The organism is Clostridium sediminicola (genome assembly GCF_050402865.1).
Classification (GTDB): Bacteria; Bacillota; Clostridia; order Clostridiales; family Clostridiaceae; genus Clostridium_AF; species Clostridium_AF sediminicola.
This window is the reverse complement of record NZ_BAABMF010000011.1, coordinates 65,413-87,852: the sequence shown is the minus strand read 5'-3', so window position 1 is coordinate 87,852 and position 22,440 is coordinate 65,413. Positions and strand designations below refer to the sequence as shown.

Here is a 22,440-nt window from a genome sequence, read left to right as displayed (position 1 = left end):
TTTATTTTTTATTGGATTAACAGTATAATAATAATAATTTATTTTGTTATAATTATTCATATAAATGAATGTTATTGAATTAACCAGTTTTATGTATTATTTTGGATTTATAATTATTTTAAAGAAAAGGGGCATGGGATTATGAGAAAAAAGGTGAGAATTGCTTTATTGGGACTTGGAAATGTCGGCAGAGGAGTATGGAAAATACTTGATACCAACAGAGAAGAGGTATCAGAAAGAAGCGGCTATGATATTGAAGTTGCAAAAATTTTAGTAAGAGATAAGAGCAAGAATAGGGGATTTGACGTACCAGAGGAACTTTTAACTACAGATCCTGAAGAAGTTTTTAATGATGATAGCATTAGAATAATTGTTGAAGTTATGGGTGGAATAGATCCAGCAAGAGATTACATGATGAGAGCTATCAAAAGTAAAAAGCACGTTATCACTGCGAATAAATTTGCAATAGCAACAGTGGGTGACGAACTAATAGAAGAGGCTAAAAAGAATGGAGTTATGCTTTATTATGAAGCAAGTGTGGCTGGTGGAATTCCAATAATAAATGGATTAAATGAAGCATTAACTGCTAATAAGATAGAAGAAATTGTCGGAATAATAAATGGAACAACGAATTATATGTTAACTAAGATGACTTATGAAAGTTGTGATTTTGAAACTGCACTAAAAGAAGCTCAAGAAAAAGGTTATGCAGAAGCAGATCCTACTGCAGATGTAGATGGATATGATGCTTTATATAAAATCAGAATCCTAACTTCTCTTGCAGTTGGTGCAAACTATGATGTTGAAAAGATATATAGAGAAGGTATTAGACAAATAAAGCCTATTGATATAAAATATGCAAAGAAATTTGGGTATGTAATTAAATTACTTGCGATTTCAAAAGTGAGTGATGGCGGATTAGAAATAAGAGTTCATCCAGCTATGATTTCAGAAAGACATCCCTTAGCAAACGTTAATGACTCATTTAATGCAATTTTCTTAAAAGGAAATGCTATTGGTGATTTAATGATGTATGGTAGAGGGGCCGGAGATTTACCTACAGGTAGTTCTGTAGTTGCGGATATAATTTCAATTCTTAGAAAAGATATAGATAACTACACTACGCCTGTAGCGAGCAAAATAAACGAGACTTTAGAATTAAAGAGTATGGATGAAACAGAAACTGAATACTACATCAGATTGACAGTTAAAGATATTCCAGGTGTATTAGGCCAAATATCTACAATATTAGGGGAAAGCGATGTGAGTATTTCATCAATGATTCAAAGAGGTCAAGGAACTGAAAATGTTGCATTGTTCTTTGTTACTCATAAAACTTTAGAAGGTAACATCAATAAATCAATGGAAGAGATAAAGAAACTTTCTTTTGTTGAAGAAGTAAATAATATTATAAGAGTTGAAAAGCTATAAAAAAGGATGTGCAGATTAATGAATAATATATTATATAAAAGTACTAGAGGTGGAGAAGAAAGTGTTTGCGCATCTGAAGCAATTTTAAAAGGAATAGCAAAAGATGGAGGCTTATTCGTACCTAATGAAATACCAAAGTTGGTTAAGAATTTTGAAGAGATTTCAAATATGAATTATAGAGAAGTTGCTTTTGAAGTTATGAGTAAGTTTTTAACTGATTTTACTGAAGATGAGCTAAGAAATTGCATAGATAATGCTTATAATGAAAAATTTGATACAGAGGCAATTGCACCACTTGAGAAAGTTGGGGATGAATATTTCTTAGAATTATATCATGGACCAACGTTAGCGTTCAAGGATATGGCTTTGTCAATATTACCTCATCTAATGACAACTTCTGCTAAAAAACAGAAAACAGATAAAGAAATAGTTATATTAACTGCTACTTCTGGAGATACAGGAAAAGCGGCATTAGAAGGATTTTCTGATGTTGAAGGAACTAAAATAATAGTTTTCTTCCCTCAAGAAGGAGTTAGTGAAGTTCAAAGAATGCAGATGGTGACTCATAAAGGAGAAAATACAACTGTAGTTGGAATAAAAGGAAACTTCGATGATGCCCAGAGTGCAGTTAAAAATATATTTACTAGTAACGAATTTAATAAATTACTTAATGATAATGGTTATGTTTTCTCTTCAGCAAACTCCATTAATATCGGAAGGTTGATTCCACAAGTTGCCTATTATGTATACACATATGCTCTTCTTCTTAAAAAAGGAGAAATTGAAAAGGATGAAAAAATTAATGTTGTAGTTCCTACAGGTAATTTTGGTAACATTTTAGCGGCATATTATGCTAAACAAATGGGAACACCAATAGATAAGTTAATATGTGCATCTAATGACAATAAAGTATTATATGATTTCATAACAACAGGAACGTACGATAAAGAAAGAGAATTTCATATAACCAATTCACCATCTATGGATATATTAATATCTAGTAACCTTGAAAGATTACTTTATTTTGTAAGCGGAGAAAATTGTGAAACTGTAAATAAACTAATGAAGGATCTAAAGGATAAAGGTGCTTATAATATATCTGATGATATGAAAAAAAATATTGCTGATTTTATTGGCGGATATTCAAATGAGAAAAATACTCTAGAATCAATAAAAGATGTTTATGATAATGAAGGTTATTTGATGGATACACATACTGCTGTTGCTTATGCTGTATATAAAGATTATAAAAATAAATCAAACGATAAAAATAAATCAGTTATAATATCTACAGCTAGTCCTTATAAATTTACAGTATCAGTTATGAATGCCTTAGATGAAAAATATATAGGTGTGGACGATTTTGAATTAGTAAGAGAAATGGAAAAATTAACTTCAATAACTATTCCAGATGGTATAAAAGATATTGAGAAGAGAGAAATTGTTCATAAAAGGATTTGTGAAAAGACAAAAATTGATGAGGAAGTAAAAGACATTTTGAAACTGAAGTAATAAAGAAAAATCATACGTAAACTTAATCTATACATGTACAAAATCTCAGGTTTTAATGAGTTATGGACGTGTATAGATTTATAGTTGAAGTGGTTTATCTATAACAAAAAAAGGTATTATCTGAGGATAATACCCTTTTAAAGTTTGGCTATATTTTAAAAGAATGTTGATATTGAATGAAAAGTTCGCAATTTATAATAAAATTGAATCACATGCTGTTTTCCCATTCTTCATATAATCCACTTAAATTATCTTCTTTAAGCTTAATTTTTTTGTTTATACCTTCACTTTTTTCAGGACTTGAGTAAACTTCTTCTAAACAAAGTTTATTTTGCAGTTCTTCAATTTCCATTTCAAGATTTGCAATTGACTCTTCTAATCTTTTTACTTCTAATTCCTTTTGTTTCTGAAGTTTTTTCTCTTCTTTTAGTTTTTTCTTTTCATTTTTAATTTGAGTCTTGGTTTTACCAGTATAATTTTCTTCATCTATAAATCTATTTGGATTTTTCTTTTTTTCTATAAAGTAGCTATAATTGCCTAAATAAGTTTTAATTTCTGAACAAGTAAGTTCATGTATCTTTGTTACTACTTTATTTAAAAAATATCTATCATGAGAAATAACAAGAATAGTTCCATCATAACTCATTAAAGCATCTTCAAGAGCTTCTCTTGACATAACATCCAAATGATTGGTAGGTTCGTCTAAAAGAAGAAAATTTGACTTTGAGAGCATTAATTTCAATAAGTTTATTCTACACTTCTCACCACCGCTTAGATTTGAAATTTCTTTGAATACATCGTCGCCTCTATATAAAAAGGCTGCTAATGCATTTCTTAATTCTGTTGTAGTCATATGAGGATAAGCATCCCAAACTTCGTCTATGATAGTTTTTTCAAAATGTAAATCTGATTGCTCTTGATCATAATAACCTATAATTACATTTTTACCTAACGAAATAAATCCATCATCTGGAGAAAGTTTATTCATAATTATTTTGAACAGAGTTGTTTTTCCACGTCCATTTTCACCTATAAGAGCAGTTTTTTCACCAGAGTTTATATCTAAAAAAACATTTTCAAAGAGAAGTTTTTCTCCATATTGCTTTTTTAGATTTTCTGCATGAAGAACATCATTTCCACTCTTAATATCAGCATCAAAAGTAATTCGATGAATTTTATGTTCTTTTGGTGGTTCCTTGATTCTTTCAATTTTATCAAGTGATTTTTGTCTACTTCGTGCAGCACGAATACTTTTTTCTCTATTAAATGATTTATATTTATCAATAATTTCTTCTTGTCTTTTTATTTCATTTTGTTGTAAAGAGTAAGCTTTTTGCTTTTCTTCTAATCTTTTCTTTTTTAAATCTATAAATTTTGTATAATTTCCATTATACATTTCTATTTCCCCATTCTGAATTTCAATAGTTTTATCTGTAATACTATCTAAGAAAAATCTATCGTGGGAAATTACTATTATGGTGCCTTTATAGTTTGTTAAATATTCTTCAAGCCATTCAATTGCTTCTAAATCTAAATGGTTAGTTGGTTCATCTAATAATAATATTTCCGGATTAGAAAGTAACAATTTACAAAGAGCAACTCTAGTTTTTTGACCACCGCTTAGAATATTTATTTTTTTAGTATAATCACCTTCTGAAAAACCAAGACCTTTCAAAACTTTATTTATTTCACCTTTATAGGTGTATCCACCTCTTGTTACATATAATTCTGATAGTTCAGTGTATGATTTTATAACTTTGTCGTGATAATCTCTATTATTTATATCATAAGGTTTGTTTAATTCAATTTCTAATTCAGCCACTTTATTTTCAAGATCAATAAGCTCATTAAAAACAAGAAGGATTTCATCATAAATTGTATTGTCACTTTCTAGTGATAAATGTTGAGACAAGTAGCCTATTTTCTTGTTTTTATCAATATAAATTTCACCACTATCAGCTTCAATTTTTTTACATAGTATCTTGAATAAAGTGGATTTTCCTGCCCCATTAGGACCGACAAAACCAATATTCTCTCCTTCATTAATATTGAATGTTATATTACTTAATATTATGTCAATGCCATAACTTTTTTTTATGTTTTTACAACTTAGAACAACCATTATTTTCACCTACCTAAAAATATTACATTGTGATTTTAATTAAAATTGAGTATAATAATTCTTAATTCCTTTGGATAAATAGAAATTGTTAAAATTAATGTAAATTTATACAAAATAAAAAGAAGTATTGAAATTGTATACATAAATATATTACAATTAAGTAAGAATGTTAAATGATAAACAATCTAAATACTTGTCTTTTTTATTATTAATTATTATAATATAAAAATGAAATATTTAATTAGAGTAAATATAGTAAACTGATATAATATTACTATATCTTCAAAGATTATAACATAAGAAACTTAAATACTAAATAAGCTATGTAGTTAAAATATTTAATAATAGAAATTTTAAGAGTTTATTTATATTGAAATTAAAGAAAAGGAGTGCACTAAGTGGAAAAGAAGAAGAATATTTCAATGGCAGTTGTAAGAAGATTACCTAAATACCATAGATACTTATTTGAATTATTAAAAAATGACGTAGATAGAATTTCATCAAAAGAATTAAGTACAAAAATAGGATTTACAGCTTCTCAAATAAGACAAGATTTAAATTGTTTTGGTGATTTTGGACAACAAGGATATGGATATAATGTAGCAGATCTATATAAAGAAATCAGTGCTATTTTAGGTTTGAATTATGAATATAAAACTGTTATTGTAGGGGCAGGTAATATTGGGCAAGCAATTGCCAATTATTCACAATTTCAAAAGATAGGATTTAGGCTAGAAGCAATATTTGATATCAATCCTAAGCTTATAGGACTTAAAATAAGAGACGTTGAGGTTTTGGATATAGATAACTTAGGTGAGTTCTTAAAAGCCAATAAAATCGATGTAGGGGTTATTTGTGTACCAAATGAAAAGGCTCAGCATGTATGTGACACATTAGTTGAAAATGGAGTCAAAGGTGTGTGGAATTTTGCACCAATAGATTTAGAAGCTGGTGAAGACATAATTATTGAAAATGTTCACTTAAGTGAAAGTTTGCTTACATTAACGTATTTACTAAATGGAGAAAAATAAATTAAGTTGTAAAAGTTATGTAAAAATTTATTTGAAAGAATATAAATCCAAGAATCAAGGGTATCTTTGTTTCTTGGATTTATATTTTGGAACACATACGAAATATTAGCATATCTTAAATATATAAGTATATCTGTTTATTTTTCCTTAAATGAATATACATAGATTTCTCAGAGTAAAAGGGAAATACTGTGTAAAAGTAGTACAAGCATTATTGTTAAAGGGGGAAAATATATGGGGACTACTTTAGTTATTACTTTTCGAGAATTTTTAGAGATGTTAATTATTATTGTGCCATTGATTGTTTATGTTTATAAAATCAATAGACAAGAATTGCAAAAATTTATATTTGCAGGATGTGGTACAGGATTGATTCTCAGTATTTTATCGGGTGCTTTTTTAATAAATGGAATCAATTCATTAGAAGGCATGGCACAAAAGCTGTTTTTTGGAGGAACCCTGATACTTTTAGCTGTTCTTATCCTGTATCAAATAGTATGGATAGGAAGGAAAACTAAAAATATTACATTGGATGTAAATTCAAAATTTGATATAAAATTAAAAGGGACTAGTCTATTTATATTGGCAGCAGTAACTATTTTTAGAGAAAGTCTTGAGATAATTGTATTTTTATTACCAACAATGAGTCAAAATCCTTTAAATATTACAATAGGTATATTACTGGGTGTATTATTTGCTTTAGTGTTAATGGTAATAATGTATAAAACAACAATTAAGCTAAATTTAAATTTGATTTTTGCTGCATTAACTGTATTTTTAATAATAATTGGTGGACACTTATTTGGAGAAGGCTTAGTGGAGTTTGTACCGGAGAATGAATCAATAGAAATGGCAGGACAATTAATTTACTCAATTCCTTTGTTGTTTTTATTCTTAAAAAGAGAACTTAAAAAGTATATGAGAAAAAATAAAATTTAGATTATCAAACCTTGAGTGAATAAATTTATTCTCTCAAGGTTAATTTATTATATGTTATAATTTATAAAGGTATTAGTTATATTTATTAGCGAATTTAATTTTTAGTAGTATAATTATCTGATATTGGGGTGATAAAAGATGGATTTTAAATATATTGAAAATTATGTAAATAAAATAATAATTAAAGAAGTTAGAAATTTTGATTTAAAACATATATTTGAATGCGGTCAATGCTTTAGATGGGAGAGGACTAGTAATGACTCATATATAGGTATTGTACATAATAAAGTAATAGAAGTTGAGAAAATAGGGAATGATGTTATTATATACAATACTAATGAAGAAGAATTTGAGAAGGTTTGGGTTGAATATTTTGATTTATATCGTGATTATGATTCTATAAAAGAGATTTTAAGAGAAGACGATACTTTACAAAAAGCAGTTTTATTTGGAAATGGGATAAGGATTTTAAAGCAAGACCCTTTTGAAATAATAATTTCTTTTATTATTTCTTCTAACAATCGAATTCCGATGATTAAAAGAGCAATTAATAAGATATCCCAAAAGTGGGGAACTCCATTAATTTATAAAGACAAAGTTTATTATTCTTTTCCTAGTATTGAGGATTTAAAAGATAAGACTACAGAAGATTTTAGAGAATGTGGTGTTGGATTTAGAGCAAAGTATATAAATGATACAGTTAAGAAGATATATAGTGGAGAAGTAGATATTAACTACATTTGTAATTTAGAAGATGAGTTATGTCACAAAGAACTTCAAAAGATGCAAGGAATTGGGCCTAAAGTAGGAGATTGTATAATGCTGTTTTCTATGGGGAAATATTCAGCATTTCCTGTAGATGTATGGGTGAAAAGAGCTATGCAGTTTTTTTATTTGGCACCAGATGTCTCTTTGAAAAAAATCAGAGAATTTAGTGTGGATAAATTTGGTATGCTAGCAGGCTTTGCACAACAATATCTTTTTTATTATGCTAGGGAGAATAATATAAAAATTAGTTAAAATTAGGGTGAGTGAATGTTTGAACTTATAAAAGATTTAATAAAAAACTATAAACCATATATAATATTTTTCTTTATTCTCATTTTCTTTTCAATAGTAGGATATGAATATTATAAAAAGTATTTTTATATACTAAAAGACCCCCAAGAAATAAAACAGCTTGTAATGAGTTATGGGAATTTTGGATATATAGTTTTTTTGATAATACAAATTGTTCAAGTGGTTGCATTTTTTATACCAGGCGAAATAATCCAAATAGCTAGTGGTTATATTTACGGAACTTTTTTAGGATCTATTGCTTCTATTATGGGAATTACTTTGGGAAGTATGATAGTATATACTCTATCATTTAAGTTTGGAAAGCCATTTGTAAAAAAAATAATTTCAGAAAAAGATTTAAAATTATTTAGCAAAATTCTACAACTTGGAAGTATGAAATATATAGTTTTTTTGATATATTTAATTCCGGGACTTCCAAAAGATGTATTAGGATATTTTTGTGGAATAGCGGATATTAATTTTAAGGATTTTATTATATATTCAACTATTGGTAGAGTTCCAGGAATAGTTGTATCAGCATACTTTGGGCATGAATTATTGAGTGGAAAGAATCATATGCTAGTTTTTATTGCTGTAACAATGAGTATTTTATTTATTGTTGGTGTGTTTAGGGGCGAAAGAATAATAAGAGCAATAACAAGAGAAAACAATTGATTTATTCTTGTTATTGCTCTTTTATATGCTATTACATAGATATAGCAATATAATGTTACAAAGTATATTTTGAGCTATTTCTAATATATTTGTTATTAATAAGTCTATAAATATAGTAAATTATAGCACTAAATATTATTAAAATAATTACAAGGATGATTGCGCTATGAAAGAAAAATTCTTGAGGTAATATATTTATTATTGGGTCTGTTTCAGGATTAAATAGCCACATATCATTTCTAAAAAATATTTTATGAAAAATAGTAAAACTTTTATCAAAATTAATTAAGAAAAAAGAACCAAGTAATAAAGGTAAGCCTAATAAAGTTATTGATGTATATTTTAAGAAGTTATATGTTTTATGCTTTATAATATTTGTTATATTGATAGCGAAAATTACCAATAAAATCATTGATAATATATCAAGAGTATTATATATAACTTTAACTTCTTTGAAATGTTGCTTTCCTGACTGTGAAAAATTAATTGATGGAAGCTCAAAATCTATATTTTTTAATGAACCTACATAGTGAACTATATAATCATAATTTTGTTTGATTTCAATATTTGTATAATCTGTTTGTTCGCTAATATTTAAGTTTACTACGTCATAATAATATATTGGTTTAAATTTAAGAACAAACTTTGAACTTGCTACGATTAGAATAATTGTTAACATTAAAGTTAATATTACTTCATATCCAATCATCAATTTTGAGTTAATTCGCATATTATCGCCTACCTTTATCTTTTTTTTGTGTGAATAGTTTCTTAAAAATCAGTCAAAAATATTATAACATATGGAGCATTTTTAAAAATTTAGAGTAAATTAAAGTAAATTGATGAATAAGGAAGATAATACGAAATATCTTGAGATATACAATGTAAATGCTAAAATTAGTTAAACTATGGAATTTGATATTAAAATTACTATAAATTAATATTATAATTGTATTAGCACTCAATAATAGAGAGTGCTAACAATATATGATTAAATTTATATAACATAGAGATTCAAGTTGAACTATTAATTTATACTTGTCCATAACTCATTGAAACGTAGAGATTTTGATACAAGTACAAATTAAGTTTCACTATGTATTCTCTATACATAAGGAGGGTTTATTTATGAATATAAGACCACTTGGTGACAGAGTAGTAATTAAAAGTTTAGAAGCAGAAGAAAAAACTAAAAGCGGAATAGTATTAATGGGTTCAGCAAAAGAAAAACCACAAGAGGCAGAGGTAGTAGCAGTAGGACCTGGCGGAATAGTAGATGGAAAAGAAATCGTTATGGAAGTAAAAGTAGGAGATAAGGTTCTATATTCAAAATATGCTGGAACTGAAGTTAAGTATGACAATGTAGATTACGTTATTTTAAAACAAAGTGATATTTTAGCAGTAGTAGAATAAAAAGTTCAAATTGATAGGAGGAAAATAAAATGGCTAAAAGCATAAAATTTGGCGAAGATGCAAGAAGAAGTATGCAAGCAGGAGTTGATACTTTAGCGAATACAGTTAAAGTTACATTAGGACCAAAAGGAAGAAATGTTGTTTTAGATAAAAAATTTGGAGCACCATTAATAACTAATGATGGTGTGAGTATAGCAAGAGAAATCGAATTAGAGGATCCATATGAAAATATGGGAGCTCAACTAGTTAAGGAAGTTGCAACAAAAACTAATGACGTTGCAGGAGATGGAACTACTACTGCTACATTATTAGCACAAGCAATAATTAGAGAAGGTTTAAAAAACGTAACAGCTGGTGCCAATCCTATGTTAATAAGACAAGGAATTAAAAGTGCTGTAGAGGTTTCTGTTGAAGGAATAAAAAATGCTTCTAAACCAGTAGCTGGTAAAGAAGATATAGCTAGAGTTGCTGCAATTTCAGCTGCAGATGAGACTATAGGTAAGTTAATTGCTGATGCTATGGAAAAAGTAGGTAACGAAGGTGTAATTACTGTAGAAGAATCTAAATCAATGGAAACTGAGTTAGATGTTGTTGAAGGTATGCAGTTTGATAGAGGATACTTAAGTCCATATATGGTAACAGATGCTGAAAAAATGGAAGCAGTTTTAGATGATGCGGTAGTATTGATTACTGATAAAAAAATCAGTAATTTCCAAGATGTACTTCCAGTTTTAGAGCAAATTGTTCAACAAGGTAAAAAGCTTTTAATCATAGCAGAAGATGTTGAAGGCGATGCTTTAGCAAACATAATTGTTAATAGATTAAGAGGAACTTTCGTTGCAGTTGCTGTTAAAGCTCCAGGATTTGGGGATAGAAGAAAAGAAATGTTATTGGATATTGCTACTCTTACAGGTGGAGAAGTTATTTCTGAAGAACTAGGAAGAGATTTAAAAGATGTAACTATTGATATGTTAGGTAGAGCTGAAAGTGTTAAGGTTTCTAAAGAAAATACTGTTATTGTTAATGGTAGAGGAGAAAAAGCAGCTATAAATGATAGAGTATCTCAAATAAGAAATCAAATCGAAACTACTACTTCTGAGTTTGATAGAGAAAAATTACAAGAAAGACTTGCAAAATTAGCTGGTGGAGTTGCTGTAATCAAAGTTGGTGCTGCAACTGAAACTGAGTTAAAAGAAAGAAAATTAAGAATTGAAGATGCTTTAGCAGCTACTAAAGCAGCTGTAGAAGAAGGTATCGTACCTGGTGGTGGAACTGCATATGTCAATGTAATAAAAGCAGTTTCTGAATTAACTAATGAGGACGCAGATGCTAAAATTGGTATTGAAATAGTTAGAAGAGCTCTTGAAGAACCAGTAAGACAAATTGCTGAAAATGCTGGTTTAGAAGGATCTGTTATAATTGAAAAGATCAAAAATAGTGAAAATGGATTCGGTTTCGATGCTCTTCGTGAAGAATATGTAAATATGGTTGAGAGAGGAATAGTTGATCCAACTAAAGTTACAAGATCTGCATTACAAAATGCTGCATCTGTTGCTTCAACATTCTTAACAACTGAGTGTGTAGTAGCTGAATTACCAGAAAAACAACCAGCTGCACCTGCTGGTCCAGGAATGGGTATGGGAATGGACGGAATGTACTAAAAAGTTAAAATATATAAAGAGAGATTACTTTAATTTGAGTAATCTCTCTTTATATTATCAACAAGATTTAGAGAGTGTATATTCTAATAAGTTATTCCTTATTTGACAGATTGATAAGTTTTTCAAGTCTTTAATTACTAAGCTACTACCGTTGATTTTTTTTGCTTCTTTTTTTACTAAGCTTATTTCACTGGATATATTAGTTCTTGATTTATCTTCAAAAGCACCATATAAAGCAGCGATAGTAAGTGAAGTAAGCTTAAAAGATTGTTTATTTCCGTTTCTATCCAAAGATTCTTAAAGCAAAAATATCTTCTTCAATAGTTTCTTGAGGTTTTTGAATGTAATATCCTTGACCGTAATGTACACCTAATTCAATTAGTGTCATAAGTTCTTCTTTTGATTCAATGCCTTCGGCAATAATTTTTATATTGGTAGAATTTGCAAAGGTAACTAAAGATTTCATTAATGTAATTTTAAAATGATCTTTATGAATATTTCTGACTAAATCCATATCTATTTTGGCAAAATTAGGCTTTGTTTCATATAAAGTTTTTAAACCAGAATATCCGGACCCAAAATCATCTAATGCAATTTCATAACCTTGATTTTTATAGTTTTTTAAAGCTGACTTAAAATTATTATAGTCATCTATAATCGTTTTTTCGGTAATTTCAAAAATAATTAAGTTAGGGGATATATTGTTTTCTATTAAAAATTCTTTTGTAAAACCTTTAATAAAATTTTTACTATTGATTATGGTTGGATCAACATTTAGAAAAAGAAACTTGTGTAAATTTTTGTATTTGGCACTCGTTATTGCTATTTTTCTACATAAATACTCTAACTCCCATGTTTTATTATACTTTTTTGCGGTATTGAATAGTTCATCTGGGTATTCTAATGGAGAATTTTTAGGTCCTCGACTTAAAGCTTCGTAACCAAGAATTGAACCGTTTCTTAAAGTTATAATTGGCTGAAAAACCGTCCTAATATCACAAGAGGTTATTATATTATTGAGTTCCGTTAACATTATTTCACTTCCTATTAACAAAATTTGTATTACTCAAACTAAAATCATATAGATAAAGTATACTAAAATTATTGTTAAAAACTAATAGGAATTAAGTTAAATATAGGTTAATTATTTCTGGAGAGGTTAATGTTTGGAATTTAATGAATGAAATATTGCAATATAAAAAATAAAATGAAGTCTACCCAATCAAAATAAGAGTATCTATATGGAAAATAAAGAAAAAATAAAATAAATTTACTATTAAAATTCCTTGAATTTATCATATTCTATTTACTTTAAGCATAGATAAATTCATTAAAAGATTAAAAAAAAAATTATTGCAAGAAATTTATCAAAAAATAGATTATTTTAATTGACAAAATGCAAATTATAAAATAGAATATAAAATAATATATTCATAAGAAAGTTATTTTTCGCTTGTATATACCTTGAATAAGGCAAGGAGTATCTACCGAGAACCGTAAATTCTCGACTATAAGTGTTATTTTTGCATATGCTGCATTAATTTCACTTAAACTATATTTTGTGAAGTTAATGCTATTTTTATAGTATTGGAAATTATTATTTATAATAACTAAAGGAGGAAGAAAGTAATGGCAATAATATGGAAGCAAGCTTATACATTCGATGATGTTTTGTTAGTACCAAATAAATCAGAGGTTTTACCAAAGGAAGTTACATTAAAGACAAAATTGACTAAAAAAATTAACTTGAATATTCCTTTAATAAGTGCAAGTATGGATACAGTAACTGACTCAAAAATGGCTATATCAATGGCTAGAGAAGGTGGTATAGGTGTAGTTCATAAGAATATGAGTATTGAGAGACAAGCGAGTGAAGTTGATAAAGTAAAAAGACAAGAAAATGGAGTTATTACAGATCCATTCTTTTTAGCACCTGATAATACAATTGAAGAAGCAAATGGTTTAATGGCTAAATATAGAATTTCTGGTGTTCCTATATGTGTAGAAGAAAAATTGGTTGGGATAATTACTAACAGAGATATATTATTTGAAACTGATTTTTCTAAAAAAATTGAAAGTGTAATGACTAAAGAAAATTTAGTTACTGCTGCAGAAGATACTACACTAGAGGAAGCAAAAGAGCTTTTAAAAACTCACAGAATTGAAAAATTACCTTTGGTTGATAAAGATAACAACTTAAAAGGCTTAATAACAATAAAAGATATCGAAAAAGTAAGAAAGTTTCCAAATGCAGCGAAAGATGAAAAAGGTAGATTATTATGTGGAGCTGCTGTAGGAGTAACTGGAGATATGATGGAAAGAGTAGAAGCTCTAGTAAATGCTGGGGTAGATGTTATAACTATAGATACTGCGCACGGTCATTCAATGGGAGTAATTAGTGCTGTTAAGAAAGTGAAAGAAGTTTATCCAGAACTGCAAATTATCGCTGGTAATATAGCTACAGCAGAAGCAACAAAAGATTTAATTGAAGCTGGTGCTGATTGTATAAAAGTAGGAATTGGGCCAGGATCTATATGTACTACAAGAGTTGTAGCAGGGGTTGGGGTACCTCAATTAACAGCTGTTATGGATTGTGTAGAAGAAGCTAATAAATATGATATTCCTGTAATTGCAGATGGAGGAATCAAATATTCAGGAGATGTTGTTAAAGCATTAGCAGCAGGTGCAAAGATCGCAATGATGGGTTCACTTTTAGCAGGATGTGCTGAAGCTCCAGGAGAACTTGAGATTTATCAAGGAAGAAGCTATAAAGTATACAGAGGTATGGGTTCTTTAGCTGCTATGGCTGAAGGAAGTAAAGATAGATATTTCCAAGAAGATAGTAAAAAATTAGTTCCAGAAGGTGTAGAAGGAAGAGTGCCTTATAAAGGACCTGTTCAAGATACTTTGTTCCAATTAGTTGGTGGAATTCGTTCTGGTATGGGATACTTAGGTGCAAAAACTTTAGTGGATTTATACGAAAATGCAAGATTTGTAACTCAATCAGCTTCAGGATTAAGAGAAAGTCATCCGCATGATATTTCAATTACTAAAGAAGCTCCTAACTATAGCGTTAGTGTTTAATTAGAAGTATAATTATATATAGATAAACCGCATATAAATTATAATTTATAATCAAACTATAATTTAACTTATTGAAATATGATATTTGTGTTTACAGTTGATGGTTGACAGTTTAAAGTAAAGGACACCTTTCGCTAACACGAAAGCTTTTAATTTAATTTTAAGATTTTCCCCTAGGAAAATCATCCACAACTGTGCACTGTGCATTGTTAATTGTGAACTGATTTATAACATAGGAGGACAATATGGAAAAAGAATTAGTATTGGTAATTGATTTTGGTGGACAATACAATCAACTTATTGCTAGAAGAGTAAGAGAGCACAATGTATATTGTGAAATTGTACCATATAACTATACAATAGAAAAAATAAAAGAGAAAAATCCTAAGGGCGTTATATTCACTGGTGGACATAGTAGTGTTTATGGTGAAGGAACGGCAACAATAGAAAAAGAAATATTTGAACTTGGAATTCCTGTACTTGGAATTTGTTATGGACATCAATTAGTTGCTCATTTATTAGGTGGTAAAGTTGAAAGTCCTGATATAAGAGAATACGGTAAAAAAGATGTTGAATTAGATACAACTTCATTGTTGTTTGATGGAATGAATGAAAAAGACCAATCATGGATGAGTCATACTGACTACGTTTCTGAAGTGCCAGCTGGTTTCAAAGTAATAGGAACAACAGACCAATGTCCAGTTGCGGCTTTTGAAAATGCTGAAAGAAAAATTTATGGAGTTCAATTCCATCCAGAAGTACAACACACTTTATTTGGACAAAAAATGCTTGGAAACTTCTTATTTAACATATGTAACGTAAGAGGAGATTGGTCAATGGCCTCTTTTGCTCAAGATAAAATTGCAGAAATCAAAGCATTAGTTGGAGATAAAAAGGTTTTATGTGCATTATCAGGAGGGGTAGATTCTTCAGTTGCAGCGGTTATGGTTCATAAAGCAATTGGAAAGCAATTAACATGTGTATTTGTTGATCACGGTCTTCTTAGAAAAGATGAAGGAGATCAAGTTGAAAATATATTCAAAAAGCAATTTGATATGAATTTAATTAGAGTCAATGCTCAAGATAGATTTTTAGGGAAACTTAAAGGTGTTAGTGATCCTGAGAAGAAGAGAAAAATCATTGGTGAAGAATTTATTAGAGTGTTTGAAGAAGAATCTAATAAGCTTGGACAATTAGATTTTCTAGTTCAAGGAACTATTTATCCAGATGTTGTAGAAAGTGGAACAGACACCTCAGCAACTATAAAAAGTCACCATAATGTAGGTGGATTACCTGAAGATATGCACTTTGAATTAATTGAGCCTTTGAGAGAATTATTTAAAGATGAAGTTAGAGCTGTTGGTGAAGAATTAGGTATCCCTCATAAATTAGTGTGGAGACAGCCTTTTCCAGGTCCAGGGCTTGCCATTAGAGTTCTTGGAGAAATCACTGATGAGAAATTATTTATCACAAGAGAAGCAGATGCAATATATAGAGAAGAGATTGCAAATGCAGGACTTGATGAAGAAATCTGGCAATACTTTGCATGCCTACCAAACATCCAATCTGTTGGGGTTATGGGAGACGAGAGAACTTACTGCCATACAATAGCTTTAAGAGCTGTAACATCTTCAGATGCAATGACTGTTGACTGGGCTAGAATACCTTATGAAGTATTAGATACAGTATCTAGAAGAATAGTTAATGAAGTTAAAGGTGTTAATAGAATTGTATATGATATAACAAGTAAACCACCTGCAACTATTGAGTGGGAATAAAATATAATGCTCAAAAACCGTTATTTTAAGCGGTTTTTGAGCTTTTTTTATTGTATATGAATTTGTGAAATTCTCACAGTATCTAAAAGATACTATAATACTATCTGGTGCCTATACCACTTTGAAGTGCGTTCTTCACACGGATAGATACATATTATAATATAAAATCATAAGGGAAGAGGCCGCTTCAAAGCAAAAAAATATATAATTCATAATTTAGGAAAGAGATTGTTTAAGAATAAGATCTACAATTATGAATTATGAATTGTCAATTTTGCATTCATTAAGGTTTTCGATTGCGAAAGGTTTCAATAACTGTGAACTGTGCACTGTGAACTGTGAACTAAAATTATAGATAAAGATAGGAGATAAAGAAAATGAAAAAACTAGCATCAATATTATTAGTGAGTATGTTGTTAATAGGCATTTTAACGGGATGTGGTTCATCGGATACTAAAAGTAATGAAGATGTATTAAAGGTAGCAATAGACTTGAAATATCCTCCATTTATGTATGTGGATGATGAAGGAAATCCAGCAGGATTAGAAGTGGATTTAGCTTATGCATTTGGAGAATATATTGGCCAAGAAGTCCAAATTGTAAATACAGATTTCCCTATGTTAATCCCTTCTTTAGAAACTGGAGAAACGGATATAGTAATTAGTGATATGTCAGTGAAGAAAGAAAGAAAAGAAAAGGTTGATTTTTCAGAAGGATATCGTTATGGAAGAACTTTAGCTTTAGTAAATAAAGAATTCTATGAGGAAAACAATATTTCAGATGATATGGCAGCACAGGACTTTTTTAATATAGATGGAATAAGAGCAATAGGTTTATCAGGAACAATTTCAGTAAGTGTGCCACAAAATTATGGTTTAGATGTAACTGAAATAACAGAAATTGCTTCTGGGTTAATGGAAGTAACGTCAGGTAATTATGATATTTTAGTAGGGGCAAATACTATTATTGGTGACCATGCGGCAAATAAAGAAACTACAGAAATTTATTTTGGAATCCCTGAATATTCTGCTTCAGCCTTTGCAGTAAAAAAAGGTAACACTGAATTATTAGAGAAAGCAAATGAATTTATAGCTACATTGTATGAGGAAGGTGGTTTATATGAACAACTTGGAAGCAAATACGACGATGAAATTGGAGAATTCCTTAAAGATAAATCACTGGGACTCGAATACATCGTCAACAAACCAGAATAAAAACAGTAAGAACAGCCAATTCATTCAAAAAATATTAGCTTACGCAATTGTTATAGCAGGATTTGCAATTATATTATTTACGGCAACTGATAACTTAAGGTATGATTTGGTATTGAAAGAGACAAATTTACTTCTTAGTGCATTATTTACTACTTTATGGGTAAGCGTAGTAACATTAATAATTAGTATGATATCTGGTTTTATGTTCTTTATAAGTATGAATAGTAAAAATACGTTTTTGAGAACACTAACAAATTTAATGAAAGAAATAGTAATGGGAACACCATTGTTAGTTATGATATTTTTAGTGGTTTATGTTTTAGGCATAAGATTGGGTATTAATGAGAAGTTAGCATTAGGGATAATGGCATTAACATTTTACATGACTCCATATATTGCTAATGCATACCAAACTGCTAGTGCAGTTGTTGATGAGGACCAATACACTGTAATGAGTTTATATCATTTTAATGGATGGCAAAAATACAGATATGTAATTATCCCTCAGATGGTTAAGCCTTTAATTCCATCTATGATAAATAATTTATCTAGTATTATTAAAGGTTCAGCCCTACTAAAAATAGTGTCTGTTTCGGAAATATCTTATATAATAACTGTTATTTCTAACAAAAACTATGCTGCCATTGAAGGGTATTTAGTAATGTGGGTTATGTATTTAATTATTACAATACCGTTATCATTACTAGCTGGTTATGTTGGAAGGAGATTTTCTGTATGAAAATAGAGTTAAATAATATAAGTAAATCATATGATGATAAATTGATATTAAAAGATTTAAATATTAATATTTCGAATATAACTTCTCTTGGAATTATTGGAGAGTCAGGCTGCGGTAAATCGACACTTTTGCGTCAATTATCTGGAATCGAAATTGCTGATGAAGGTACAATTATAGTTAATAATATTAAGTTAGTGCAAAATAGTTTAAAAGAATATCATGATAAAATAGGTTATGTATTTCAAAAGCACAATCTTTTTCCCCATTTATCTATAAAGAATAATATTCTATTAATATTAGAAAGGATAAAGAAAATGGACAAGAGCCAGGCTAATAAGAAGTGTGATGAAGTTTTAGAAGAGTTTTATCTTATTGATATAGCGAAACAAAAGCCTAATAAAGTATCTGGTGGGCAAGCTCAAAGAGCTTCAATAGCTAGAGCTTTTGTTACTTCACCGGAATTGGTATTTTTAGATGAACCAACAGCAGCGCTTGATCCAATTCTTACAAAAGAAGTATTAGATTCTGTGCAGATATTAAAAAATAAAGGAACTGAATTTATTTTTGTTACTCACGAAATGGAATTCTTAAAAAAGTTTGCTGATTATTTTATATTCATGGACAAGGGTGAAATTATAGAACATGGGTATATGAGTTACTTAGACAATCCAAAAACTCAAAAATTGAGAAAATTTATGAATAGATAGGGGAGCGGTATTATGTTAAATAGTAAGGAAATATTTGAGAAATTTGAAAAGCTTAATGCATATGCATTTTCAACAATTGATGGAGAATATCCTGAAACTAGGATAGCTCACTTTTTAACTTATGATGATGAGGGAATTTACTTTCAAACTATGAAAGTTAAGCCTTTTTACCGTCAATTAAAGAAAACTAATAAAGTTGCTGCATGCTCAATGGTGGCAGATGCTGTGCCAGCAACGCATGACAAGGATGGGTTACCAAACTTCCCAGCAGGCTTTTTCATTAAAATAAGTGGAGATGTTAGAGAGCTATCCTTTGAAGAATTAACAAAAAAAGAGGAGAAAGATTCAAGGTTCTTACCATTAGTTAAAGATATTGAAAAATATCCAACTATGACAACTTTTGTATTGTACCGATATAAAGGTGAAGTATATAATTATGATTTTGCAAAAACTAAGCGTGATTATAAATTAGAGCGTGAGAGATTCTCATTTGGAGGCATGGAGCAAATAAAGCCAGGTTTTGTAATAGAAAAGGATAAATGTATAGCTTGTGATAATTGCTTTAAAGTATGTACTTTTAGTGCAATTGTACCTGGAGAAAAGTATTCAATAAATAGTAATAGATGCGATGAATGTGGGTCTTGTTACAGTGTATGTCCAGTGAATGCTGTAGTAGCTAAGATGCCTATGGAAGAAGACTATAGAAAAGAATGTGGAAAGAAAGTACTTAGTTATATGAAGAGTAAGTAAAATTAAAGCTCAACACCTTTATTTAAAATGGTTTTTGAGCTTTCTAACTATACTGTGCTATTTTGTTTGAATTCTTTACCCCAAACTGCCATTGTATCTAAAATGGGTTTTAAGCTACGGCCTGTATCAGTTAAAGAGTATTCTACTTTTGGTGGAATGACAGGATATATTTTTCTTGTTAGTAGACCATCACTCTCCATATCTCTAAGGTGACTTGTAAGAACCTTTTGTGTTATACCTGAAACTGAGCGCATTAATTCATTGAAACGCATAGTTTTCTCCATTAAATCTCTTAGAATCAATACTTTCCATTTGTTTCCTATTAATGATAGTGTTGTTTCTACAGGACAATCCGGCATTTTTTTATTTGTAGACATAGAGAAACCTCCAGTATATTTATATCTGTACCTTCGGAAAGATACTACAATACTATTGTATATTATTAGGAATAAAAGTTCAAGAATTAATAAGTTATAAGGTATAAGTTTTAAGTTAATGAATGAGATTGTTAATTGTGAATTGCATAGATAAATATTCGAATAAGTTTATCTATAAATGATAGGAGGTTAATAATTTGGAAATAAAAAATATATTTAAGAATAGAAATAGAAAAATTGAAAATGGTGCAAAAGTTCAGAATACACTTAGTAACAGTGAATACAGATATGAAAGAATTAAAAACTTAATAAAAGATGCTGATGCTATAATAGTTGGTGCAGGAGCAGGTCTTTCAACAGCTGCTGGGCTCGAATATGGTGGCGAAAGATTTGAGAGTAATTTTAAAGAGTTTATTAATAAATATGGAATGACAGATATGTATTCAGCAGCTTTTTATCCTTTTAAAACTCAGGAAGAAAAATGGAGCTATTGGAGTAATCATATTTTAATGAATAGATATGAGTTTAAAGAAAATGGTACATACAAGAATTTAAAAGATTTAATAAAAGATAAAGATTATTTTGTTTTAACAACTAATGGTGACCATCTATTTTATAAGGCGGGTTTTGATTCTAATAGAATTTTTGCCACTCAAGGTGATTATGGGTTATTACAATGCGCTAAGGCTTGTCATGATAAATTATATGATAATGAACATATTGTTTATGAAATGATTGAAAAGCAAAAGGATTTAAAAATACCTTCAGAGTTAATTCCTAAATGTCCTGTTTGTGGTGGAGATATGGAAGTAAATCTTCGTAAAGATAATTATTTTATTCAGGATGAAAATTGGGATATTGAATATAAAAACTATGAAAATTTCTTATCAAAACATAAAGAAGATAAGGTTCTATTTATTGAATTAGGTGTAGGAATGAATACCCCTGTAATAATAAAATATCCATTTTGGAGAATGACTAATTCATGGCCAAATGCCACTTATATTTGTATAAATAAAGGCGCTGCATATGTTCCAAATGAAATTAAAGATAAATCAATTTGTATAGATGAGGATATTAAAGTAGTTATGGAAGAAATGTCTGAAGTTAAGAAGGGTGAGGAGTAGAATGCAACAAAAAGAAAGATTAGATTATTTAATAAGTACATTAATTTCTGAATCTAAACAGTATCAAAAAATCAACTTAAGTAAAGTAGAAGACAAAAGAGGTTTATTACGTTCTCTAATGAATGTTAGATTACCAAAACAGATTTCAAAAGAATTTTTAGATGTACAAAATGATTTTCTGAAACAAGAGATTATTGATAAAGGGATAGTTAAGTTAAATGAAATACCAACAATAGAGGAAGAATTTAACTCTAAGAATGAATTTGGCAGTAAAATTTCAATATGGCAGGGCGATATTACAAGGTTAGAGGTAGGCGCAATTGTAAATGCAGCAAATGCCCAAATGTTAGGCTGCTTTATCCCCCAGCATAAATGTATAGACAATGCAATTCACTCAGTTGCAGGGATTCAGTTGAGAGAAGCTTGTAATGATTATATGCAACAAAATAGAAAATTTAATGCGAATTATGAGGAGCCAACTGGAACTGCTATGTTAACAGGAGCTTTTAATCTTCCGAGTCAATATGTATTGCATACAGTAGGTCCTATTGTAAGTAATAAATTAAATGATTCACTAAAACAAGATTTGAAAAATTGCTATAAATCATGTTTAACACTAGCTTTAGAAAATGGGATTAGAACACTAGCCTTTTGTTGTATCTCTACAGGAGAATTTAGATTCCCTAATGATGAAGCTGCAAAAATAGCTGTTGAAACTGTTAATGAATTTATGAAACAGAATAGGGATAGCTTTGATCGTTTTATATTTAATGTTTTTAAAGATGTTGATTATGCGATATATGTAAGATTATTATAATTAT

General features: G+C 29.1%; 20 protein-coding genes and 1 riboswitch. Of the genes, 16 read left to right on the top strand and 4 right to left on the bottom strand.

Features of this window, described 5'->3' with window-relative positions; genetic code table 11:
- Window positions 1–141: 141 nt before the first annotated feature.
- Together ACQ3F0_RS16985 and thrC are read left to right on the top strand one after the other, a co-directional pair.
- Complete coding sequence (locus ACQ3F0_RS16985; protein WP_428866547.1) at window positions 142–1,431, top strand: homoserine dehydrogenase; 1,290 nt, start codon at window positions 142–144, stop codon at window positions 1,429–1,431.
- A gap of 18 nt (window positions 1,432–1,449) precedes the next feature.
- A complete protein-coding gene (gene thrC, locus ACQ3F0_RS16980) occupies window positions 1,450–2,943 on the top strand; it encodes a threonine synthase (protein WP_428866546.1) in 1,494 nt (497 codons plus the stop codon).
- Between the two features lie 208 nt (window positions 2,944–3,151).
- Here thrC and ACQ3F0_RS16975 read toward each other — a convergent pair whose 3' ends face one another.
- On the bottom strand, window positions 3,152–5,065 hold the full coding sequence (locus ACQ3F0_RS16975; RefSeq protein WP_428866545.1) for an ABC-F family ATP-binding cassette domain-containing protein: 1,914 nt from the start codon (window positions 5,063–5,065) through the stop codon (window positions 3,152–3,154).
- 398 nt (window positions 5,066–5,463) lie between these two features.
- On the opposite strand from ACQ3F0_RS16975, the gene ACQ3F0_RS16970 reads away from it, so the two are divergent.
- The 4 genes from ACQ3F0_RS16970 to ACQ3F0_RS16955 all read left to right on the top strand — a co-directional run bounded on the left by ACQ3F0_RS16970 (window position 5,464) and on the right by ACQ3F0_RS16955 (window position 8,769).
- The gene (locus ACQ3F0_RS16970; protein ID WP_428866544.1) at window positions 5,464–6,096 is read left to right on the top strand and encodes a redox-sensing transcriptional repressor Rex; all 633 of its coding nucleotides are present in this window, start codon (window positions 5,464–5,466) and stop codon (window positions 6,094–6,096) included.
- A gap of 234 nt (window positions 6,097–6,330) precedes the next feature.
- Complete coding sequence (locus ACQ3F0_RS16965; RefSeq protein WP_428866543.1) at window positions 6,331–7,035, top strand: FTR1 family iron permease; 705 nt, start codon at window positions 6,331–6,333, stop codon at window positions 7,033–7,035.
- A gap of 138 nt (window positions 7,036–7,173) precedes the next feature.
- Window positions 7,174–8,055, top strand: coding sequence for a DNA-3-methyladenine glycosylase family protein (locus ACQ3F0_RS16960; protein WP_428866542.1), 882 nt, complete (start codon window positions 7,174–7,176; stop codon window positions 8,053–8,055).
- A 15-nt stretch (window positions 8,056–8,070) separates the two neighbouring features.
- Complete coding sequence (locus ACQ3F0_RS16955; RefSeq protein WP_428866541.1) at window positions 8,071–8,769, top strand: TVP38/TMEM64 family protein; 699 nt, start codon at window positions 8,071–8,073, stop codon at window positions 8,767–8,769.
- A gap of 55 nt (window positions 8,770–8,824) precedes the next feature.
- Here the strand turns inward: ACQ3F0_RS16955 and ACQ3F0_RS16950 are convergent, their stop codons facing one another.
- Window positions 8,825–9,499, bottom strand: coding sequence for a TIGR01906 family membrane protein (locus tag ACQ3F0_RS16950; protein WP_428866540.1), 675 nt, complete (start codon window positions 9,497–9,499; stop codon window positions 8,825–8,827).
- A 398-nt stretch (window positions 9,500–9,897) separates the two neighbouring features.
- Between ACQ3F0_RS16950 and groES the strand changes: the two genes are divergently transcribed.
- Entirely contained in the window at window positions 9,898–10,182 is a 285-nt protein-coding gene (gene groES, locus ACQ3F0_RS16945; protein WP_428866539.1) for a co-chaperone GroES, read from the top strand.
- A gap of 29 nt (window positions 10,183–10,211) precedes the next feature.
- On the top strand, window positions 10,212–11,843 hold the full coding sequence (gene groL / locus ACQ3F0_RS16940; protein WP_428866538.1) for a chaperonin GroEL: 1,632 nt from the start codon (window positions 10,212–10,214) through the stop codon (window positions 11,841–11,843).
- A 283-nt stretch (window positions 11,844–12,126) separates the two neighbouring features.
- Here the strand turns inward: groL and ACQ3F0_RS16935 are convergent, their stop codons facing one another.
- Window positions 12,127–12,876 (bottom strand): EAL domain-containing protein, encoded by a 750-nt coding sequence (locus ACQ3F0_RS16935; protein WP_428866537.1) that lies wholly within the window; start codon window positions 12,874–12,876, stop codon window positions 12,127–12,129.
- Window positions 12,877–13,276: 400 nt separating this feature from the next.
- Window positions 13,277–13,374, top strand: a riboswitch (purine riboswitch).
- A gap of 98 nt (window positions 13,375–13,472) precedes the next feature.
- On the opposite strand from ACQ3F0_RS16935, the gene guaB reads away from it, so the two are divergent.
- From guaB to ACQ3F0_RS16905, 6 genes are all read left to right on the top strand, one after another.
- The gene (guaB, locus tag ACQ3F0_RS16930) at window positions 13,473–14,927 is read left to right on the top strand and encodes an IMP dehydrogenase (protein WP_428866536.1); all 1,455 of its coding nucleotides are present in this window, start codon (window positions 13,473–13,475) and stop codon (window positions 14,925–14,927) included.
- Between the two features lie 245 nt (window positions 14,928–15,172).
- Window positions 15,173–16,705 carry a glutamine-hydrolyzing GMP synthase gene (guaA, locus tag ACQ3F0_RS16925; RefSeq protein ID WP_428866535.1) on the top strand — a complete coding sequence of 511 codons (1,533 nt, stop codon included), beginning with the start codon at window positions 15,173–15,175 and terminating at the stop codon, window positions 16,703–16,705.
- A 377-nt stretch (window positions 16,706–17,082) separates the two neighbouring features.
- The gene (locus ACQ3F0_RS16920) at window positions 17,083–17,919 is read left to right on the top strand and encodes a transporter substrate-binding domain-containing protein (RefSeq protein ID WP_428866534.1); all 837 of its coding nucleotides are present in this window, start codon (window positions 17,083–17,085) and stop codon (window positions 17,917–17,919) included.
- On the top strand, window positions 17,825–18,658 hold the full coding sequence (locus tag ACQ3F0_RS16915; RefSeq protein WP_428866533.1) for an amino acid ABC transporter permease: 834 nt from the start codon (window positions 17,825–17,827) through the stop codon (window positions 18,656–18,658). The genes ACQ3F0_RS16920 and ACQ3F0_RS16915 overlap by 95 nt, the downstream gene beginning before the upstream one ends.
- Window positions 18,655–19,365 (top strand): amino acid ABC transporter ATP-binding protein, encoded by a 711-nt coding sequence (locus ACQ3F0_RS16910; RefSeq protein WP_428866532.1) that lies wholly within the window; start codon window positions 18,655–18,657, stop codon window positions 19,363–19,365. The genes ACQ3F0_RS16915 and ACQ3F0_RS16910 overlap by 4 nt, the downstream gene beginning before the upstream one ends.
- Before the next feature lie 12 nt (window positions 19,366–19,377).
- On the top strand, window positions 19,378–20,115 hold the full coding sequence (locus tag ACQ3F0_RS16905; RefSeq protein ID WP_428866531.1) for a 4Fe-4S binding protein: 738 nt from the start codon (window positions 19,378–19,380) through the stop codon (window positions 20,113–20,115).
- A 47-nt stretch (window positions 20,116–20,162) separates the two neighbouring features.
- Here ACQ3F0_RS16905 and ACQ3F0_RS16900 read toward each other — a convergent pair whose 3' ends face one another.
- Entirely contained in the window at window positions 20,163–20,492 is a 330-nt protein-coding gene (locus ACQ3F0_RS16900; protein WP_428866530.1) for a winged helix-turn-helix transcriptional regulator, read from the bottom strand.
- A gap of 197 nt (window positions 20,493–20,689) precedes the next feature.
- On the opposite strand from ACQ3F0_RS16900, the gene ACQ3F0_RS16895 reads away from it, so the two are divergent.
- Window positions 20,690–21,619, top strand: coding sequence for an SIR2 family NAD-dependent protein deacylase (locus ACQ3F0_RS16895; protein ID WP_428866529.1), 930 nt, complete (start codon window positions 20,690–20,692; stop codon window positions 21,617–21,619).
- A 1-nt stretch (window position 21,620) separates the two neighbouring features.
- Window positions 21,621–22,436, top strand: a complete 816-nt coding sequence (locus tag ACQ3F0_RS16890; protein WP_428866528.1) for a protein-ADP-ribose hydrolase — start codon at window positions 21,621–21,623, stop codon at window positions 22,434–22,436.
- Window positions 22,437–22,440: the final 4 nt, after the last annotated feature.

Bases quoted from the DNA above. Each gene is read 5' to 3' on its own strand.
- ACQ3F0_RS16985 (WP_428866547.1), top strand. From the start codon at position 142: ATGAGAAAAAAGGTGAGAATTGCTTTATTGGGACTTGGAAATGTCGGC.
- thrC (WP_428866546.1), top strand. From the start codon at position 1,450: ATGAATAATATATTATATAAAAGTACTAGAGGTGGAGAAGAAAGTGTT.
- ACQ3F0_RS16975 (WP_428866545.1), bottom strand. From the start codon at position 5,065: ATGGTTGTTCTAAGTTGTAAAAACATAAAAAAAAGTTATGGCATTGAC.
- ACQ3F0_RS16965 (WP_428866543.1), top strand. From the start codon at position 6,331: ATGGGGACTACTTTAGTTATTACTTTTCGAGAATTTTTAGAGATGTTA.
- ACQ3F0_RS16960 (WP_428866542.1), top strand. From the start codon at position 7,174: ATGGATTTTAAATATATTGAAAATTATGTAAATAAAATAATAATTAAA.
- ACQ3F0_RS16955 (WP_428866541.1), top strand. From the start codon at position 8,071: ATGTTTGAACTTATAAAAGATTTAATAAAAAACTATAAACCATATATA.
- ACQ3F0_RS16950 (WP_428866540.1), bottom strand. From the start codon at position 9,499: ATGCGAATTAACTCAAAATTGATGATTGGATATGAAGTAATATTAACT.
- groES (WP_428866539.1), top strand. From the start codon at position 9,898: ATGAATATAAGACCACTTGGTGACAGAGTAGTAATTAAAAGTTTAGAA.
- groL (WP_428866538.1), top strand. From the start codon at position 10,212: ATGGCTAAAAGCATAAAATTTGGCGAAGATGCAAGAAGAAGTATGCAA.
- ACQ3F0_RS16935 (WP_428866537.1), bottom strand. From the start codon at position 12,876: ATGTTAACGGAACTCAATAATATAATAACCTCTTGTGATATTAGGACG.
- guaB (WP_428866536.1), top strand. From the start codon at position 13,473: ATGGCAATAATATGGAAGCAAGCTTATACATTCGATGATGTTTTGTTA.
- guaA (WP_428866535.1), top strand. From the start codon at position 15,173: ATGGAAAAAGAATTAGTATTGGTAATTGATTTTGGTGGACAATACAAT.
- ACQ3F0_RS16920 (WP_428866534.1), top strand. From the start codon at position 17,083: ATGAAAAAACTAGCATCAATATTATTAGTGAGTATGTTGTTAATAGGC.
- ACQ3F0_RS16915 (WP_428866533.1), top strand. From the start codon at position 17,825: ATGAACAACTTGGAAGCAAATACGACGATGAAATTGGAGAATTCCTTA.
- ACQ3F0_RS16910 (WP_428866532.1), top strand. From the start codon at position 18,655: ATGAAAATAGAGTTAAATAATATAAGTAAATCATATGATGATAAATTG.
- ACQ3F0_RS16905 (WP_428866531.1), top strand. From the start codon at position 19,378: ATGTTAAATAGTAAGGAAATATTTGAGAAATTTGAAAAGCTTAATGCA.
- ACQ3F0_RS16900 (WP_428866530.1), bottom strand. From the start codon at position 20,492: ATGTCTACAAATAAAAAAATGCCGGATTGTCCTGTAGAAACAACACTA.
- ACQ3F0_RS16890 (WP_428866528.1), top strand. From the start codon at position 21,621: ATGCAACAAAAAGAAAGATTAGATTATTTAATAAGTACATTAATTTCT.